Here is a 17,985-nt window from a genome sequence, read left to right on the forward strand (position 1 = left end):
GGTAGTCGCGAGCACTACGCAGCGTTGTCGGTTTTGTGCAGGTCCAGCCCGTCCCAGCCCGCGTATCCGCGCAGCCGCCGCGACCGCCGGCGCCGCCCGCGCACGAGGAACCAGACCGGCCCGGCCAGCACCGCCCCGGCGACCACGTCGAGCAGGCGGTTGTGCCCGGTCAGCACCATTGCCATCGCCGTGACCGCCACGATCGCGGCCACCTTCACCGTGAGGCCCATGAGAAGACCTTCGCCCCGGGCGGACGAGAAGCCATCCGGGACGATGCCCCTACTTTTCCCCGATGTTCTTCAGGGGCGTCGGGTCCTCGATGTTGGCCGGCGCGTTCCACTTCTGCAGCTTCGAGCCGTCGCACGCGGCCACGATCAGCTTGCTCACCGTGGTGCTGCCCTTGAAGATGTCGGACGCGGGCAGCTTCGGGTCGTCGAGGTTCGTCGGGGTCAGGCACTTGCCGTTGTGGTCCTTGATGACATAGCTCGCGCCGTACGTCTTCTCCTGGTACGACACCGTCCACAGCGTGCCCGGGTCGGTCGTGGCCGGGCACGCCTTCATCGTCACGAAGTACGAGGCGGCCCCCGGCTCGGCGGTCGTCATGCACACGTTCTGCTTCGTCTTGGAGCTGTCGTACGTCCAGATCTGCCCGGTGATGCTGCCGAGCCCGGTGCCGGTCGTGGGGATGTTCCACCGCTGGTTCCAGCCGACGTTGAGCGGGTTCGGCGCCTGCTTGCACGGCCACACGATGATGTACCCGACCGTGATGTCGAAGTTCGTGACGTCGATGCACCGGCCGAACTGCTTGAAGTTGACGATCTGGTAGGGCGGCCCGGCCGCCCCGGCGCCGACGGACGCCTCGGGCGCGAACGTGCGCGTGTTGTCCGCGGCGCCGCCGCACGCGATCAGCTCCACGAACGCGCCCGGCGTGCTGCCGGACTTGGCGTGGAAGCAGAAGCTGCCGAGGCTCGAGCCGTTGGACGCGGTGCTCTGGAAGTTGGAGCTGTCGTTGATGCTCCAGCGCTGGTAGTACGGGATCGTCGGCGACCCGCACACCTGGAACGCCACCAGGGTCCCCGAGACCGGGCTGTCGCCCGAGTCCAGGCACATGCCCAGCGGGTTGGCCGAGGTCTTCGAGGAGACCAGCTGCAGCGTCAGGTTCTTGGTGTACGCGAACGTCTGCCGCGCGCTGCCGGTGCTGCACGGCTGCGTGGTCACGTTCGTGCCGACGGCCGGCGAGCCGGAGCCCGCGTCGAGGCAGTACGCGCCGCCGTAGAACTTGACCAGGCCGCCCTCGATGTTCTCGTTGGTGAAGCGGAACACGTAGGTGGCGTTCAGCGTGCGCGAGGCGGCCGGCTCGAACGCCTGGCCCGGGTTGCCCTTGGCCGTGCCGGTCGCCGTGATCACCGCGAACGAGGGCACGCTGACGAGGTGCCCGGCCCGGGTCGCGCACGGCAGCGCGGTCTTGCTCGAGTCCTGGAAGACGACGGAGACCTTGTACCGCCCCGGCAGCCCGCCGCCGACGGTGCCCAGCAGCGGGTCGGCGGCCGGCAGGCACAGCAGGTTGGCGATCGTGCCCGCGGAGGCGCGGATGCTGCCGAGCACCACGTCGATCCCGGCCTGCGCGGCGTGCAGCGCCTTGGCCCGCTCGACCGTCTCGGCGGTGTCGCGCAGCTGGGTGATGACGATCGGCACCATGAGCGTCGACAGCGAGGTGCCGACCAGCGTGAGCATCATCGCCAGCGGCAGCGACCCGTCGTCGCGCCGCAGCGCCCGCAGCATCCTCCGGAGCATGTCAGAGCCTCGCTTCCGGGCAGATCGTGTTCGGGTCCGTGCTCGCCTTGCTGTTCAGCGCGGTGAACGTCAGGTCGGTGTTCGCCGTGGTCTGCCCGCGGCCCGGGTTGGACTGCACGATGAGCAGGATCCGCAGCCGCTGGAACGCGGTGTTCTCGGTCGGCGCGATGATCGTGAAGGTGCTCTTGGTCTCCGCGGACAACGGCGGGGCGATGAGGACGTTGGAGGCCAGCACCGCCCACTTGTTCTGCGGCTTCTGCCCGGTCGGCCACACCTGCCGGCGCAGCGTTCCGGCCGCCCGGTAGAGCTCCAGCTGCGCGCACTCGGGCGTGCCGCTGGCCGTGCCGGTGTTGACGTACTCGACGAACACGTTGCCGGCGGCGTCGGGGGGCCGGATCGGCCCGAAGCCGGCCGCGTAGCGCAGCTCCCGGTCCAGGCGCAGGAACGCGTTGTTGAGCTGCGCCTGGGTCATCGCGACGAGCTCGTTCTTGTTGCCGGCCTGGAACAGCTGCACGACGCCTGTCGTGAAGATGGCCATGACCAGCGACATGATCCCGGTCGTGACCGCCAGCTCGGCGAGCGTCACCCCGCGGTCGTCGCCCGGGCGCGCGGCCCGGCGGATGCGTCGCATCAGGCTCATGTGATCGTCCAGGTGAAGGCGAACGAGGAGGTGGCGCCGGTCTTGTCCGTCACGGTGAGGACCACGACCCAGGCGCCCTGCGCGCTCGGGGTGCCGGTGACGGCGCCGGTGGTCGTGTTCAGCGAGAGGCCGGTCGGCAGGTTCGTGACGGCCGAGGCGGTCCAGGTGTACGGCGTGGTGCCGCCCGTCGCCACCGGGTTGTAGGTGAGCGCCGTGCCCTTCGGGCTCGACTTGTCCGGCGCGGTCAGGGCCGGCGTGGTGATCTTCAGCCCGGACGGGACGGTCACGTTGACCGGCACGACGGTCGAGTTCGTGACGCCGTTGCTGTCCTTGACGTTGACGGTCACGAGGTACCGCGTGCCGCTCGTGATCTTCCCCGTGACCAGGCCCGCGGCGCTCATCGAGAGCCCGGGGGGCATGTTCGGCGACGAGAACGTGTAGCCGCCCGAGCCGCCGGCCGCGACCACCGAGCCGCTGTACGCCACGTCCTTGGTCAGCGCGATCGGCGTCGAGGCGTTGGGGTACTGCACCGCGACCTTGGTGTGCCACTTGAACGTCGCCGAGGACTTCTGGCCGAAGGAGTCGGTGACGCCGACGGTCACGTTCGCGACCGCGGCGGCGCCGGAGGCGGTCGTGGTGCCCTTGACGATCCCGGTGAGCGGGTCGATCGACAGGCCGGCCGGCAGCCCGGTCGCCGTCCAGGCCAGCTTCGGCGTGCCGCCGGGCAGCGGCACCTGGAACGCCACCGCCGATCCCGCGTCGAAGGTCTGGTCCGCCACCACGAGCTTCGGCAGCGGGTTCACCACCCAGTTGAACGAGGCGTCGTTCGTGCTCGCGTTGTCCTTGACGATGACGCGGACCACGTAGGTGCCGGCCGCGGTCGGGGTGCCGCTCATCAGCCCGGCGTCGTTGATGGTGATGCCCGGCGGCAGGCCCTCCGCGGACCAGGTGAGCGGCGGGTAGGAGCTGCTCGCGGTCAGCCGCACCGGCAGCGCCGCGACGTTCAGGTCGCTGGCCTGGTTGCCGGGGTTGTCCGGCAGCGGCGGGGCGACCGTGACGCTCGGGTTGAACACCGGGTCGACGGTGGACGAGGCGACGAGGGTGTCGGTGATGTACGAGCACTGCCCGCCGGCGCAGGCCCGGGAGTTCTGCCAGGTGATGGCCACGACGACCCGGAAGAAGGAGAGCGGGTTGGGGATGCCCGCCGACAGCAGGCAGGGCGCGCCCGAGCCGAGCTTCGGGTCCATCACGCAGCTGCCGAGGAACCAGTGCCGCTTGAAGACGGCGTCGTTGACGGTCAGCTGCTCGGGCACGACCGGCAGCACCGGGTTGAGGCTGCTCGCGCCGGCCGGCAGCGTCGGGTCCGACACCATCGACATCGTCGTGGCGAGCGAGCCGAGGTCGAGGTTGGGCACGACGTCGGTGCTCAGCTGCGTGGCGATGTCCTTGGCGCTGCGCCCGACCGCGAGGGTCGAGCCGGGCAGCGACTTGACCAGCTCGATGCCGTCGCTGGCCAGCCGGATGGCCATCTGCAGGCCGCGTTCCTTGTTGATGGTGTTGGTCGTGGACACGAAGAACGTGGTCAGCGCCGTCATCACCACGCCCATGATGGCGATCGAGGTGAGCGTCTCGACCAGGCTGAACCCGCCGTCGCGGGGGTGCGGCACGGAACCGTCGCGGGGGAGCTTCATCGGTCTGCCTGCTAGCTCAGCGGGGCGTAGAACGCCTGGAGGTTGATCGTGACGTTGGACTTGTCGCTGCCCGTGCTCGTCGGGGCGACGTTGATGCTGCTGATGAGCACCGCCCGGGGCTGGGCCACCTGCAGTTGGTCGAGGAAGGGGTTGATCTTGCCCGTCGGGCCGGCCACGGTGAGGCTCACCGGCAGCGCGTACACCTCGAAGCCCACCAGGGTCTTGAGGTCCACGGCGGAGCCGACCGAGACGCCGCTGACGGTCACGCCGGTCAGCTCGCCGGCCGACTGCAGCTCGCGCAGGAAGTCCGAGGCCCGGTCGGCGTCGGGCAGCGCCGCCTGGTCCTTGGCCAGCGCGGCCTTGAACTCCTCGATGTGCTCGTGCTGCTTGGCCAGCGTCGCCAGCTCGCGCCGCTGCTGGTCCACCTTCAGCTGAGCGTCGGCGGCGTCGGTCCGGATGGTGTCGGTGTCCTGCTGCTCCGGGCGGATGAAGAACAGGAAGCCGAACGCGACCACGACGAGCGCGAAGAACGCGCCGCCGAGCAGCCACAGCCGATCGTGTCGCATCACTTGCTCCCGGTGGGGCTCGCCGACGGCGCGGCACTGGTGAACCGGCCGCCGAGCGCGGCCCGGGTGATGTCGACGCGGATGGTGAACGACACCCCGTCGTTCTCCTGCGTCGCGTCCGACGGGAACGGGTTGGTCACGCCGGAGACGCCGGTGAGCGCGTCCACGTACGCGGCGACGGCCGCCTTCGTCGGCGCCTTGCCGGTCAGCGTGACGGTGCCGACGATGTCGCCCGTGTTCTGCCCGGCCAGCGACTCCTGGTTCAGCGACGCGGTGATGCCGCTGAGCGTGACGTTCTTCACGGCCGCGGTGGTGCGCAGCGAGGCGAGCATCTTCGACCAGGACAGGTCGTAGTCGAGCACCTTCTTGAGCCGCTCGTCGATCTTGCCGGAGTCCGCCTGGACGCGGGTCAGCTCGTCGTACTGCTTGTGCTTCTGCCGCGTCAGATCCTGGCTGGTGTCGAGGATGCTCTGCCGGTCTTCGCCGGCCTGGGTGTGCTCGTGCACCGTGACGCCGTACCAGCCCACGACCAGCGCCGCGACCAGCACGACGCCGGAGATGACCAGGCGGCGCACGCGGCGCACGTGCCGGGTCTCGGAGATCTCCAGCGGCAGCAGGTCGGCCGCGATGGGCTGGATGCGGAACGTGCGCGCGGTCGCGTCCGGGAACGCCGGGTGCGGCGTCCCGTCCCACGGCCCCTTGCGCGCCGCCGGGCCCGTGGTGGCCTCGGCGGCTACAGCAGGCTGCGGCGCGGTGGCCGCGGGCGGCACGGCGGGCTGCGGCGCGGTGGCCGCGGGCGGCACGGCGGGCTGCGGCGCGGTGGCCCTGGGTGGCACGGCGGGCAAGGGCTCGGTGGCCGCGGCCGGCACGGCGGGCTGCGGCGCGGTGGCCCTGGGTGGCACGGCGGGCAAGGGCTCGGTGGCCGCGGCCGGCACGACGGGCACGGGTGCGGTGGGCTCCTCGACGGCGGGGATCGGGGCCGTCCGCGCCGCGGCCGGCTCGACCACGGGCTCCCAGGTCGGCTCGGCCACCGTCTCGACCGGCATTGGCACCGGCGGCAGGGGAGCCGGCGGTTCGGCGGGCTCGTCGGGGATGTCGAGGGTCGGCGTGCGCTCCCAGCGCTCGGCCGCGGGCGGTGGTGGGGGAGGCGCGGCCGGCATGCCCCACGAGGGCAGGGCGGTGCGCAGGCCCTCGGGCGCGGCCGACGCGTGCGTGTGCGCCTCCAGCACGTCGACGGGCGCGGTGAGCGGATCGAACCCGCCGGACGGGGCCGGTGGCGCGAGGGTCGCGGTCTCGGCCTGGGCGGGGTCGCCGGCCGGCAGCACGAACTCGCCGTGGATGAACCGCGGGAACTCGCGCCGCGGCGCGGCCGGGGCCGGCGCCCGCTCCTGCTCGGTGGCGGCCGGCGGCCAGGCCGGGGGCGGACCGGCGGGCACGACGGGCACCGGGGGACCGGCGAGCTCGTCGGCGGCCGTGTGGGCGTGGCGGTCGTGTTTGAGCTCGTCGGCGGCCGTGCGGGCGCGGCGGTCGTGCTCGAGCTCGTCGGCGGCCGTGCGGGCGTGGCGGTCGTGTTTGAGCTCGTCGGCGGCCGTGCGGGCGCGGCGGTCGCGCTCGAACTCGTCGGCGGCCGTGCGGGCGTGGCGGTCGTGTTTGAGCTCGTCGGCGGCCGTGCGGGCGCGGCGGTCGCGCTCGAACTCGTCGAGGTCATCGGCCTCGGCGGGGTCCTCGAAGGAGGGCAGCACGATGCCGGTCAGGCGCCGCTCGGGCTCCTGCCAGCCGGGCTCGTTCCACCCCGCCTCCCGCTTCCAGACCGGCTCGCTCACGACGACGCCCCCAGGGTCAGGCCGACCGAGATCGCGGCGGAGGCGCGCACCTGCTCCAGGCTGCCGTGGCGCACGCGGCGCAGCCCGCGCACCCGCATCACCGGGTCGATGGCGATGACCTCGACGCCGAGCTGGTCGTGCAGCGCGTCGAGCAGGCCGGGCAGCATGGCCCCGCCGCCGGAGAGGGCCAGCCGGCTCACGCGGGCCTGGCGGCCGCCAGCGGTGAGGTACGCGAACGAGCTGCCGATCTCGTTGATCAGCGGGCGCACCGACTCGCGCAGGGCGGCGCCGCTGGCCGGGTCGGTGTCCGGGCGCAGCCCCACGCGGCACTTGAGGTCCTCGGCCTCCTGCAGCGGCAGGTCGAGCCGGTCGGCCACGGTCTTGGTGATCTCGTTGCCCCCGCGGGGGATGGTGCGCACGATGAGCGGCTCGCCGTCGTGGTGCACGACCACGCTGGTCGCGTGGGCGCCGATGTCGACCAGCGCCTCGACCTGCTCGTCGAGGCGCGACGCGGCCCGCAGCAGCGCGAAGGAGGCCAGGTCCACCCGCTCCACGTGCAGCTTGGCCGCCTCGATGGCGCGGATCGCGGCCATCACGGGCTCCTTGGGCGCGGCGATGAGCAGCCCGCGGACCGTGTCGCCGGCGGCCTCCTGCAGCGGGTAGAAGTCGATGAGCGAGCGCTCCGGCGGCAGCGGCAGCGCGTCGCGCACCTGGAACGGCAGTGCCCGGCGCATCTCCTTGGCCGGCAGGTTGGCCACCGTCGTCTCGCGGACCACGATCTGCTGGTGGGTGACGCCGAGCGCGACCTTGCGGCTGCGGAACTTGAACGTCGACCACAGCTGCTTCAGCGCCGCGGTGACGGCGGGCTCGTCCTGGACCGCGCCGTTCTGCACGGCCCCGGGCGGCACCAGGATGTGGCCGAAGTTGCTGATGACCGGCCCGTCCTTGCTGTTGCTGGTCTCCGCCGCACGGATGGACACCGTGCCGATGTCCAGCCCGATCAGGTTGACTGCGGCCATCGTGCTCCTTCGAGAAGGTCCCCGCCCGGTGCGTGCGGACGAGTCAGGGCTTACGCGGGAACCAGCAGGTTCGTGTACCAGTCGGTGATCGGCGCGGCGGCGAACAGCGCCAGCAGCGCGCCGGCCAGCATCGCCGGGCCGAACGGCAGGGCGGTCTTGCGCCCGGCGCGCCCGAAGGCCATGAGCGCGAGGCCCGCGGCGCCGCCGAGGACGAACGCGGCGAGCGTGCCGACGGCGACCGAGGACCAGCCCAGCGAGCCGAGGTAGAGGCCGAGCACGCCGGCGAGCTTCACGTCGCCGAAGCCCATGCCGCCCGGGTACACCAGGGCCAGCAGGAAGTAGAAGGCCCACAGCGCGGCCATCGCGCACAGCCCGCGCAGGGCCGCGGCCCAGTCGCGCTCGACGATGACGGCGGGCAGGAACAGCAGCGGGGCGACGAGGTAGGAGGGGAGCACGATCGCGTTGGGCAGGCGCAGCACGTCGAGGTCGATGAGCGCGAGGGCCACGGCGATCGCGGCGAGGTAGAGCCAGGCCGGCAGCACCAGGAGCGTGCCGTCGCCCAGCCGGGCGGCCACGGCGACGAACAGCAGGGCGGTGCCGAGCTCGACCAGGGGGTACCGGATGCTGATCGGGGCCTTGCAGTCCGCGCACCGGCCGCGCAGCGCGAGCCAGCCCAGGACCGGGACGTTGTGCCAGGGGCGCACCGGGTTCGTGCACTGTGGACAGTGCGAGGCCGGGCGCAGGAGCGACTCGCCGCGGGGGACGCGGTGGATGACGACGTTGAGGAACGAGCCGACCGCGAGGCCGAAGACGCCGACGACGACCAGGACGAACGCCACGGCGGGTCTCCCTTCTCGGGCGGGGTGGGTCGGCGGCGGCCCGCACCCGGGTCGGCCGGGGCGGGCCGCCGTCGCGGACGGTCCTACGGGGTGGCGCTGGCGATGCAGGCGCCGAGGTCGGCCTGGGCGGTCGCCTTCTTGACCGAGCCGCCGACGGACGAGTCGTAGACGTAGATCGTCTTGCCGTCGGAGTTCACGCCGCAGATGCGGTAGGAGGCGCCATTGTTCTTGTACTGCATGCTGTTGCCCGGCGACAGCGTGGCCGTCTGCTGCGTACCACCGGTAGCGGTGGCGCCACTGCCCGTGGTGCCGAAGATGAGCTTGTCCGCGGTGCTGGTGCCGTCGAACGGGTAGGTGTTGTTGTTCTCCGTGTAGAACTGCTCCACGGCGCTGACCGCGGCGCGCACGTCGGACTCGGCCGACTTGTTGGCGGCGCCCTTGCGGTAGTTGAGGTACATCGGCACCGCGATCGCGACGAGCACGCCGATGATCACGACGACGACGAGTAGCTCGACGAGCGTGAACCCGCCGTCGCCGGCGGCACGCTTCTTCTGCATCCTGCGCAGCGTCTGGGTCATGGAGAGCCTCCTGCTCCTGGGGTGTACGGGTGGTGGCGGCGAGGCTCCGCTGCCTGGCGCCGGTTGCGTGCGGGTGGTGTGTTGCGGTGGTGATCTCAGTAACGGAACTCGTTGGTGCGCCGGCGTTGCGCGTTCCGTTGCCGTCCAGTAGCGCTGGGTTCGCTGGTGCGCGGCTGACGGCCTGCAGATCGATCAGTTGCTCTGGATGTTCTGGTAGATCGAGAACATCGGCAGGTACAGGCAGACGATCATGCCGCCGACCACGCCGCCCATGACGAGCACCATGATCGGCTCGATGGACGCGGTCAGCGCCTCTGCCGCGCTGTCGACCTCTCGGTCGTAGAAATCGGCAACCTTTTCGAGCATCTGACTGATTTGGCCGCTCTCTTCGCCGACCTCCACCATTTGCACCACCATGGGCGGGAAGATCTTGTGCTGTCCCAGCTGTGACGACATGGGGCGGCCCTCCCGAACGGCCTGTTGCAGGTCGGCCATCGCGGTGCTGACCACGGCGTTGCCGGTGGTCGCGCCGACGACGTCGAGGGCCTGCAGCACGGGCACGCCGACGCCGAGCAGGGTGCCGAGGTTGCGCGAGAAGCGGCTCAGCGCGATCTTCGTGAACAGCGGGCCGAAGACCGGGACCTTGAGCTTCACCTTGTCGAACCACAGCCGCACGGCCGGGTTGCCCGCCATGATCTGGCGGAACGCGACGGTGATGATGATCGCCACGACGACGAGCAGGGGGCCCAGCCAGAACAGCGTGTGGCTGGCCGTGACGATGATCCGGGTGGGCAGCGGCAGCTCCCCGCCGAGCTGCTTGAACATCTTCTCGAAGATGGGCACGATGAAGATCAGGACCGCGCTGATCATCACCACGGTGAAGGCGAGCACGATCACGGGGTACGTCAGCGCGCTCTTGATCTTCCCCCGCAGCGCCGCGTCCTTCTCGAAGTTGGTGGCGATGCGATCCAGCGCGCTGTCGAGGAAGCCGCCGGTCTCGCCGGCCCGGATCATCGCGACCATGAGCGTCGGGAACACCTTCGGGTGCTTGCCCAGCGCCCCGGACAGCGACGTGCCGCCCTCGATGTCCAGGCGCACCTCGGTCAGCGCCTTCTTCAGCGAGGGCCTGACCGCCTGGTCCTCCAGCACCGCGAGGGAACGCAGCAGCGACATGCCCGACTGCGTCATCGTGGCGAACTGCCGCGCGAAGACGCCGAGGTCCTTCAGCGTCGTGCGGTCGCCGAGGCCGGGGATGCGGATCTCGCGCTTCATCAGCGTGTCGGCGCTGGTGATGGCGAGCGGGGTGAGCCCCTGCTGGCGCAGCGCCTGAGCCGCGGCCAGCTCGTTGGACGCCTCGATCTTGCCCTTGGCGCGCTTTCCGGCGTGGTCGATCGACTGGTACTCGTACGTCTTCGTGGCAACCATGGGTCCGAACCCCTAACGCGCTTTCATTGACGGCCCGCCAGCCGGCGGAACTCCTCGGCCGAGTGGGACAGCTCCAGCGCCGCCTCGTAGGTGATGAGCTGCTGGCGGACCCGTTCGGCCAGGTGCTGGTCGAACGAGAGCATCCCGTCGTTGCCGCTGGACTGCATGAACGAGGGGATCTGGTGGTTCTTGCCCTCGCGGATGAGGTTGCGGATCGCGGGCGTGGCGAACATGATCTCGGTGACGATGGTGCGGCCCTGCCCGTCGGCCCGTGGCGCGAGCGCCTGCGTGACCACCCCCTGCAGGGCGTTGGACAGCTGCGCGCGGATCTGCTGCTGCTGGTGCGGCGGGAAGATGTCGATGACCCGGTCCACGGTCTGCGCCGCGCTCTGCGTGTGCAGGGTGGCCAGCACCAGGTGGCCGGTCTCGGCCGCGGTGAGCGCCGTCGAGGTGGTCTCGAGGTCGCGCAGCTCGCCGACGAGGATGATGTCGGGGTCCTGGCGCAGCGCGTGCTTGAGCGCGAGGGCGAAGGACTGGGTGTCGGCCCCGACCTCGCGCTGGTTGACCAGGCAGCGCTTGTGCTCGTGCAGGAACTCGATCGGGTCCTCGATGGTCACGATGTGCGAGGAGCGCGTGCGGTTGGCCAGGTCCAGGATCGCCGCGAGGGTGGTGGTCTTGCCCGAGCCCGTCGGGCCGGTCACCAGCACCAGCCCGCGGTGCAGGTGCGCGAAGCGGGCCACCTGCTCGGGCACGCCGAGCTGGTCCAGCGGCTTAATGTTGTGCGGGATGGCCCGGAAGGCCGCGCCGAACGAGCCGCGCTGGTTGTAGAGGTTCACGCGGAAGCGCGAGACGCCCTCGATGGCGTAGGCGAAATCGAGCTCCTGCACCTGCAGGAACTGGTGCCACTGCCCCTCGTTCGTGACCGCCGCCCGGGCCAGCATCGCGCAGTCCTCGGGGGTGAGGTCGTCGTAGCCGGGCAGGTACCGCAGCCCGCCGTTGATCCGCACGGTCGGCGGCGCGCCGACGGTGAGGTGCAGGTCGGAGCCGCCGACCCGGACCAGCGAGACGAGCATCGCGTCCAGAGAGGCCCGCTCGTCGGCGGTGGCGGTGCGAATCGGGATCGTCTGGGTCACGGGCGCTCCTCGCGGGTAAGGGACCTCACCAGCCGGATCGGCCGGAGCGGGCCGGAACTTAGACCGCCACCCGGACGACCTCGGGGATGGAGGTCTGCCCCTCGGCCGCCTTCGCGAGGCCGTCGACGCGCAGGTCGAGCAGGCCCTCGCGGTAGGCCACGGCCTGGATCTCGTGCGCCGAGGCGCGGTCGATCGCGAGCTTCTCGATGTCCGGCGTCACCGGCATGACCTCGTGCAGCGCGATCCGGCCGCGGTAGCCGGTGTTGGCGCACGAGCGGCAGCCGACCGGGCGCCACAGCGTCTCCGGCGTGCCGAGCAGGTCGTAGGGCCAGCGGGCGCCGATGAGCTCGGCCTCGTTCGGCGCGTACTCGCTCTTGCACCAGTCGCACAGCCGCCGCGCGAGCCGCTGGGCCAGCACGCAGTCCACCGACGAGCCCACCAGGAACGGCTCGATGCCCATCTCCACGAGCCGGGTGATCGCGCTCGGCGCGTCGTTCGTGTGCAGCGTCGAGAGCACCAGGTGGCCGGTGAGCGCCGCCTCGACCGCCAGCTGCGCGGTGGTGCGGTCGCGGACCTCGCCGATGAGCACCACGTCGGGGTCGGAGCGCAGGATGGCCGGCAGCACCGCCGCGAACGTCAGGCCCGCCTTGATGTCCACCTGCACCTGGTTGACGCCCGGGAGACGGTACTCGACCGGGTCCTCGACCGTGATGATGTTGACGGTCGGCTTGGAGATCTCGGCGAGGGTCGCGTAGAGCGTCGTCGACTTGCCCGAGCCCGTCGGCCCGGTGACGAGCAGCATCCCGTGCGGCTTGTTGAACGAGGTCGAGAAGCGCTCGTAGTTGCCCTTGCTGAAGCCGAGCTTGGTCAGCTTCAGGTCCATCCCGCTCGTGTCGAGCACCCGCAGCACGATCTTCTCGCCCCACACGGTCGGCAGGGTCGCGGTGCGCAGGTCGACCGCGCGCTGGTTGATCTCGACGGTGATGCGGCCGTTCTGCGGCACCCGGCGCTCGGTGATGTCGACGTTCGACATGATCTTGAGTCGCGAGATCAGGGCCGACTGCACGTGCTTGGGCACCGTGTCGACCTCGTGCAGGACGCCGTCGATGCGGTACCGCACCCGCATGTTGTGCTCGCCCGGCTCCAGGTGCAGGTCCGAGGCGCGGTTGACGATCGCCTGCTCGAGCAGGGAGTTGACGTACCGCACGATCGGCGCGTCCTCGTTGACCGCGGTCAGGCTCGACACGGCCGGCGTGGCCTCGGCGGCCAGGCTCTCCGCGACCTCGCCGAGGTCGTTCTCCTCGCGCTTGAGCCGGTCGATGATCTTGCGCAGCTCGGAGCGCGCGACGACGACCGGGCGCACCAGGAGCCCCGTCGCGGCCCGGACGTCATCCAGGGCGAGCACGTCACCCGGGTCGGTGATGCCGACGGTGATCTCGGTGTCGTTCAGGGCGATGCCGAGCACCCGGTGCTTGAGCACCAGGGCCATCGGGATCTTGGTCACCGCGGCCGGGTCGATCGGGTAGCCGACCAGGTCGAGGGTGGCGATCCCGTAGGCGTCCGCGGACGCCTCGGTGAGCTGCTCCTCGGTGACGATGTGATCGTTGATGAGCACGGCGCGGATCGAACGGCCGGTGCGCTCGGCCTCCTCGGCCGCGCGGTCGACGGCCTGCGCGTCGGCTCCGCGTTCTTTCAGCGCGTCCAGAAGCGGCCTGAACGTCTGGTACATCTCACCCCCGGGTCACTGCGGGACTTATCGGCGGCAATCCGGGTGACTTTCGGGTTTCACCCCGGGCGCGTGGGCCGCTCTCGTTGACGGCTCCCGGCGCCGTCGTGAGGATGCTTCGCTGTGTCGGTTGCCGTCGTGGAAGAACCCAGAAGCGAATTGCCCGGCAATATCTCCATTTGGCGTGCGCGCTGGCTGCTGATGCGCTACGGCAGCCGCGCGCCGGGGGAGCCGCCGTTCCTCGGCGTGCCCGCCGGCGCCCAGGCCGAGCTGCTGGCGCTGGTCGCCGAGGTCGCGGCCCGGGTCGGGGTGGCGCGGCCCGACGCCGTGCTGCTGACCGGCTTCGGGCTGATCCGCTCGTGGGCCAGTCGCCGGCGGCGCCTGCTGCTGGTGGGGCTGCCGCTGCTGCAGTGCCTGACGGTGGACGAGGTGCGGGCGCTGGTCGCGCACGAGCTCGCCGTCGTCAACCATCGCCGCGCCCACCTGGTCGTGCGGCTGCGCACGCTGCACGAGGAGGCGGTCGACCCGCTCGCCATGGTCCCGTCGCCGCGGGCCGAGGCGATCGCGCGGGTCACCCGGGACTTCGCCTCCGCGCTGGAGCGCACGGCGGACCAGGCCGCCAGCTCCGCGTCCGGCCTGCACACCGCGGCCCGGGCCGTGGTCAAGGCCGACCTGGCCGCGTTCGAGTTCGCCGACCTGGCCTTCGACGTGGAGGAGCAGGTCTGGCAGCGCACCAGCGCCGGGGTGCAGGACCTGCACGCCGGCTGGCGGGAGGCGGTGCGGTCGGGCGCGGTGGTGGCCACGCTCGACGACGACACCCGCCTCGGGCTCATGGCCCGCCACCCGAGCCTGGCCGGGGCGATCGCGTCACTGTCCCCGGCGCACGTGGCCCTGCGGGTGGCCGACTCGCTGGAGCTGGGCCCGCTGCCGCCCGAGCAGGAGCGCGAGTTGGCCCGGCACGTGCTGCGCCGCGACAACGGCCAGTGGGTCACCTTCGCCGCCGCGCCGGGCGCGGACCGGCCGGGCTGGCTGGACCGGCAGGCCCGGGCGGTCACCGAGCAGGTGGCCACGCTGCTGCGCCGCCCGCCGCTCGGGCCGGCCGAGGTGGTCGAGGTGCTGCTGACCCGGCTGGACGAGCTGGTGGCGGCGAACTGGCCGGCCCAGCCCGAGCCGCCCGCCGAGCCCGAGGAGCTCGACGGGACGCCCTCGGCCGTCGTCGTGGCGGAGGCAGCGCTGACCGCGCTCGGCTGGCGGCGTGTGCACCCCGCGGCCGCGGGCGTGCTGGTGAGCCCGGACGGCGAGCAGCACAACCTGACCCTGCTCGTCCGGGCCGCCCTCGACACGCCGGCGGCGCTGGCAGTGCTGCTGGAGCTGTTGTCCCGCGATCAGCGCCCGACGTGATCGCGCCACGAGTGGGCGGGGGAGTAGCCGAGGACCTCCCGGGCGCGGTCGATCGCGAGCAGGGTCTCGTGGCCCCGCAGGGCCTTCGTGAGCGGCACGTCCGGGAACACCTCGCCCATGAGGTCGGCCGAGGGCCGGTCCATGATGGTGTCGGCGGCGGCGATGACGTACGACGTCGCGCCCTGCACCCCGGCGGTGAGCGCCAGCCGGCAGGCCGCGGCCACGTCCCGGGCGTCGACGTAGCCCCAGAGGTTCCACTTGCGCGCGTGCGGGTCGGCCCAGTAGCCGGGCACCGCCGCGTAGTCCTCGGGCACGTGCACGTTGGACAGCCGCAGCCCGACGAACGGGATGCCGCTCCAGCCCGAGATCTCCCGTGCGAGGGTCTCGCCCACGACCTTGGACAGCGCGTAGGTCGTGGTCGGCACCGGGAAGTGCTCCTCGTCGACCGGCGCGTAGCGGGGCGGGGTGTCGAAGGGCAGCCCGAGCGTGGTCTCGCTGGAGGACCACACCACCCGCCCGAGCCCGGCCGCCTGCGCCGCCAGGAACACGTTGGCGTTCATGGCGGTGTTGCGGTTGAACGTGACCGCGGGCGGATACATGCCCGGGGCCGGGATGTTGGCCAGGTGTACCACCGCGTCGGCGCCCTGCAGCGCCTCGAACGCCTGCCCGTAGTCGGTCAGGTCGGCCACGAGCAGCGGCACGCCCAGCTCGGGGACGCTCAGGTGGCCGGCCCGGCCCACGGCGTCGGTGGCGAGCACCTCGTGGCCGTGGGCGAGCAGGTCTTCGACGACGACTCGGCCGGTCTTGCCGTTGGCACCGGTGACGACGATCCGTGACATGCCCCGATTGTCACTTCGCGGCCCGCAGCGCCTTGAAGGCGGGGGCCAGCCGGGCCAGCTCGTCGAGGACGGCCTTGGCCGAGGCATCGAGCGCCGGGTCGCTCACGAACGTCTTCTCGGCGGTCACGTGCACGCGGCTGGGCACCGCGACCTGCGCGTTGATCGCCATCATGCCGAGCATGCTCACCACCGGGCGCAGCGCGATGACGGCGCGGGTGCCGGCCGAGAGCCCGCCGTAGCTCACGAACGCCGCCGGCTTGTCGCGCCACTCGTGCACGAGGTAGTCGATCGCGTTCTTCAGCGGCGCGCTGAAGCTGTGGTTGTACTCCGGCATCACGAACACCACGGCGTCGGCCGCGTCGATCGTCGCGCTCCAGTCCTTGGTGTGCTGCTTGGTGTAGTTGCGCAGAGCCGGGTGGTGCGGCTCGTCGAGCAGGGGCAGGTTCAGCTCGGCGAGGTCGGAGACGTGCACGTCGAAGCCGTTGTGCTGCCCGGCCTGGGCGATGAACCAGTCGGCGACCACCCGGCCCACCCGTCCCGGGCGGGTGCTGGCGACGATGACCTCGAGGCGGGGGCGTGGCTGTGTTGTTGACATGTCATCATCGTGACACTGGTTAGGTGACACGTCAACGACTACACTGTGAGACGTGGCAGACACTGGCGTCCCCCGCTGGCTGGACGAGGACGAGTTCCGGGCCTGGATCGGGTACCGGCGGATGAAGGCGCTGCTCGACCTGCAGATCTCCCGCGAGCTCGCGGCCAACCAGGGGCTCTCCGAGCCCGACTACGACGTGCTGAGCAGCCTGTCCGCCGCCGAGGACCGGCGCATCCGGCTCAGCGAGATGGCCGAGCGGATGCTGTGGTCCAAGAGCCGCCTCTCCCACCACGTGACCCGCATGCAGCAGCGCGGCCTGGTCACCCGCAAGGAGTGCCCCTCCGACGGCCGCGGCGCCTTCATCGTGCTCACCGACGCCGGGATGGCGACCCTGCGGGCGGCCGCGCCCGGGCACGTGGCCGCGGTCCGCGAGCACCTGATCGACCTGCTGACCGAGGAGCAGATCCGGGTGCTGGGCGAGGTCGCCGACACCGTCGTGGAGCACCTGCGCTCGCGCGTCTAGCTGCTGCTGACCAGATCGGTGCGGGCCGCGAGGAACGTCTGCACGGTGTCCGAGCGCACGGCCTCGAGCAGGGCCAGGGTGGTGTCGTCGAGGGCCTCGGCCCCGGGCTGCTGCGCCGACTCGTGGAAGGTGCCGTTGTTCGTCTTCACGGTGAGCAGGTTGTCGCCGCCGATGCCCTGCATCGCGAAGATCCAGTCCTGCAGGTCGATGCCGCCCGAGTCGATGGTCATGGACCGCCCGGCCACGTCGAGGACCTGCTTGAGCTTCGCCGGGTCGGTGAGCGTGTCGCGGCTGGCGATCCCGCGGAACAGCGCCTTGATGAACTGCTGCTGGTGGCGCTGGCGGTCGTAGTCGCTGTGCGGCAGCGTGTCGCGCTGGCGCACGTAGTCCAGCGCCTGCCACGGCTCCAGATGCTGGTAGCCGACGTGGTAGGTCTGCGGGGTGACGCCGGGGACCGGGATGAGGTCGGTGCCGCCGGAGGCGTTGAACCGCTGGACGTAGGGGACCCTGGTCTCGCCCTTGGCGTCGTGCCCGATGTGCACCGAGCGGGTCTCCTGGTCGACGTACATGTCCACCCCGCCCAGCACCTGGACGACCTTGGTGAAGCCGGCGAAGTCGACGATCGCGGCGGCGTCGAAGGTGAGGCCCCAGTTCTCCTCGAGGGTGCGGGCCAGCAGTGTCATGCCGTACCGGCGCTGGTCGCGGCCGGTGAGCTTCAGGCCACCGACGGCGAACGCGGCGTTGATCTTGTCGTGGCCGCCGTAGTACTTCGACCGGCCGTTCGTGAACTCGGGGATCCTCACCCACGTGTCGCGGGGGATCGAGATGAGGTAGGCCGAGCGGTGGTCGGCGGGGATGTGCACGACGATGATCGAGTCGGACCGGACCGCCTCCGTGGGGTCCTGGTCGGGGCGGGTGTCGGTGCCGACCAGCAGGATGGTCTTCGCCCCGCTGATGGTGGCGTGGCGGCCCTCCTGCCCGGCCGGGGGGACGATGAGGTCGTCCTGCCGCACGTTGCCGGTGACGTAGCCGATCAGCAGGTCCTTGGCGACGACGGCGCTGCCGGCCAGCAGCATCAGGACCGCGCCGGTCACCAGCAGCGAGCGGGCCCATCGGGGGTCGCGGCGGGTGCGGCGCAGGCGGCTCGCGGGCTTGCGGGGCTTCGGTCGTTCCTCGGTCGGAGGCTCTTCGAGTTGCAGCACGCGCTCGTCGGCTCCTGTCCGAGTTCGCCCCGGCGGTCACCGCCGGCGGCTCGGTCAGCCGCCGACGGCGATCACCGCGGTCACGACGACGAGGACGAGCGCGGCAAGGAAGATCAACATGCCCTGCTCGGCGTCGAAGCGGGTCAGCTTGCGGGTCGTGGTGGGGGTGGGGGTGGTCATCGTCGCCTCCT

Annotated in this window: 18 protein-coding genes; 2 read left to right on the forward strand and 16 right to left on the reverse strand. The window is 71.5% G+C overall.

Annotated features, from left to right (window positions below; all coding sequences use genetic code 11):
• Positions 1-14 precede the first annotated feature (14 nt).
• The 12 genes from AC6JBM_RS51365 to AC6JBM_RS51420 all read right to left on the reverse strand — a co-directional run bounded on the left by AC6JBM_RS51365 (position 15) and on the right by AC6JBM_RS51420 (position 13,237).
• Positions 15-230, reverse strand: a complete 216-nt coding sequence (locus AC6JBM_RS51365) for a hypothetical protein (protein ID WP_497980799.1) — start codon at positions 228-230, stop codon at positions 15-17.
• A gap of 49 nt (positions 231-279) precedes the next feature.
• Positions 280-1,794, reverse strand: a complete 1,515-nt coding sequence (locus AC6JBM_RS51370) for a ricin-type beta-trefoil lectin domain protein (protein WP_497980800.1) — start codon at positions 1,792-1,794, stop codon at positions 280-282.
• Between the two features lies 1 nt (position 1,795).
• A complete protein-coding gene (locus AC6JBM_RS51375; RefSeq protein WP_497980801.1) occupies positions 1,796-2,434 on the reverse strand; it encodes a hypothetical protein in 639 nt (212 codons plus the stop codon).
• Complete coding sequence (locus AC6JBM_RS51380) at positions 2,431-4,125, reverse strand: putative Ig domain-containing protein (RefSeq protein WP_497980802.1); 1,695 nt, start codon at positions 4,123-4,125, stop codon at positions 2,431-2,433. Before AC6JBM_RS51380 ends, AC6JBM_RS51375 begins: the two co-directional genes overlap by 4 nt.
• A gap of 11 nt (positions 4,126-4,136) precedes the next feature.
• Positions 4,137-4,691: a hypothetical protein gene (locus tag AC6JBM_RS51385; RefSeq protein WP_497980803.1), complete on the reverse strand. Its 555-nt coding sequence runs from the start codon at positions 4,689-4,691 to the stop codon at positions 4,137-4,139.
• Positions 4,691-6,514 carry a hypothetical protein gene (locus AC6JBM_RS51390; protein WP_497980804.1) on the reverse strand — a complete coding sequence of 608 codons (1,824 nt, stop codon included), beginning with the start codon at positions 6,512-6,514 and terminating at the stop codon, positions 4,691-4,693. The genes AC6JBM_RS51385 and AC6JBM_RS51390 overlap by 1 nt, the downstream gene beginning before the upstream one ends.
• Positions 6,511-7,533: a type IV pilus assembly protein PilM gene (gene pilM, locus AC6JBM_RS51395; protein ID WP_497980805.1), complete on the reverse strand. Its 1,023-nt coding sequence runs from the start codon at positions 7,531-7,533 to the stop codon at positions 6,511-6,513. Before pilM ends, AC6JBM_RS51390 begins: the two co-directional genes overlap by 4 nt.
• A gap of 50 nt (positions 7,534-7,583) precedes the next feature.
• Positions 7,584-8,372 (reverse strand): prepilin peptidase, encoded by a 789-nt coding sequence (locus tag AC6JBM_RS51400; protein ID WP_497980806.1) that lies wholly within the window; start codon positions 8,370-8,372, stop codon positions 7,584-7,586.
• An 83-nt stretch (positions 8,373-8,455) separates the two neighbouring features.
• Positions 8,456-8,950 carry a prepilin-type N-terminal cleavage/methylation domain-containing protein gene (locus tag AC6JBM_RS51405; RefSeq protein WP_497980807.1) on the reverse strand — a complete coding sequence of 165 codons (495 nt, stop codon included), beginning with the start codon at positions 8,948-8,950 and terminating at the stop codon, positions 8,456-8,458.
• A 192-nt stretch (positions 8,951-9,142) separates the two neighbouring features.
• The gene (locus AC6JBM_RS51410) at positions 9,143-10,375 is read right to left on the reverse strand and encodes a type II secretion system F family protein (protein WP_497980808.1); all 1,233 of its coding nucleotides are present in this window, start codon (positions 10,373-10,375) and stop codon (positions 9,143-9,145) included.
• A gap of 23 nt (positions 10,376-10,398) precedes the next feature.
• The gene (locus AC6JBM_RS51415; RefSeq protein WP_497980809.1) at positions 10,399-11,508 is read right to left on the reverse strand and encodes a type IV pilus twitching motility protein PilT; all 1,110 of its coding nucleotides are present in this window, start codon (positions 11,506-11,508) and stop codon (positions 10,399-10,401) included.
• A 58-nt stretch (positions 11,509-11,566) separates the two neighbouring features.
• Positions 11,567-13,237 carry a GspE/PulE family protein gene (locus AC6JBM_RS51420; RefSeq protein ID WP_497980810.1) on the reverse strand — a complete coding sequence of 557 codons (1,671 nt, stop codon included), beginning with the start codon at positions 13,235-13,237 and terminating at the stop codon, positions 11,567-11,569.
• A gap of 198 nt (positions 13,238-13,435) precedes the next feature.
• Here AC6JBM_RS51420 and AC6JBM_RS51425 point away from each other — a divergent pair, with 198 nt between their 5' ends.
• Positions 13,436-14,635 carry a hypothetical protein gene (locus tag AC6JBM_RS51425; RefSeq protein ID WP_497980811.1) on the forward strand — a complete coding sequence of 400 codons (1,200 nt, stop codon included), beginning with the start codon at positions 13,436-13,438 and terminating at the stop codon, positions 14,633-14,635.
• Here AC6JBM_RS51425 and AC6JBM_RS51430 read toward each other — a convergent pair.
• Together AC6JBM_RS51430 and AC6JBM_RS51435 are read right to left on the reverse strand one after the other, a co-directional pair.
• Positions 14,620-15,474, reverse strand: coding sequence for an NAD-dependent epimerase/dehydratase family protein (locus AC6JBM_RS51430; RefSeq protein ID WP_497980812.1), 855 nt, complete (start codon positions 15,472-15,474; stop codon positions 14,620-14,622). The genes AC6JBM_RS51425 and AC6JBM_RS51430 overlap by 16 nt on opposite strands.
• A 10-nt stretch (positions 15,475-15,484) precedes the next feature.
• Positions 15,485-16,069: an NADPH-dependent FMN reductase gene (locus AC6JBM_RS51435; RefSeq protein WP_497980813.1), complete on the reverse strand. Its 585-nt coding sequence runs from the start codon at positions 16,067-16,069 to the stop codon at positions 15,485-15,487.
• Positions 16,070-16,121: 52 nt separating this feature from the next.
• Between AC6JBM_RS51435 and AC6JBM_RS51440 the strand changes: the two genes are divergently transcribed.
• On the forward strand, positions 16,122-16,592 hold the full coding sequence (locus tag AC6JBM_RS51440) for a MarR family winged helix-turn-helix transcriptional regulator (protein WP_497980814.1): 471 nt from the start codon (positions 16,122-16,124) through the stop codon (positions 16,590-16,592).
• Here AC6JBM_RS51440 and AC6JBM_RS51445 read toward each other — a convergent pair.
• Together AC6JBM_RS51445 and AC6JBM_RS51450 are read right to left on the reverse strand one after the other, a co-directional pair.
• On the reverse strand, positions 16,589-17,794 hold the full coding sequence (locus AC6JBM_RS51445) for an LCP family protein (protein WP_497980815.1): 1,206 nt from the start codon (positions 17,792-17,794) through the stop codon (positions 16,589-16,591). The two genes, AC6JBM_RS51440 and AC6JBM_RS51445, sit on opposite strands and share 4 nt — an antisense overlap.
• Positions 17,795-17,848: 54 nt before the next feature.
• Positions 17,849-17,974 carry a hypothetical protein gene (locus tag AC6JBM_RS51450; protein WP_350618679.1) on the reverse strand — a complete coding sequence of 42 codons (126 nt, stop codon included), beginning with the start codon at positions 17,972-17,974 and terminating at the stop codon, positions 17,849-17,851.
• Positions 17,975-17,985 lie beyond the last annotated feature (11 nt).

Source organism: Dactylosporangium thailandense (assembly GCF_059739745.1).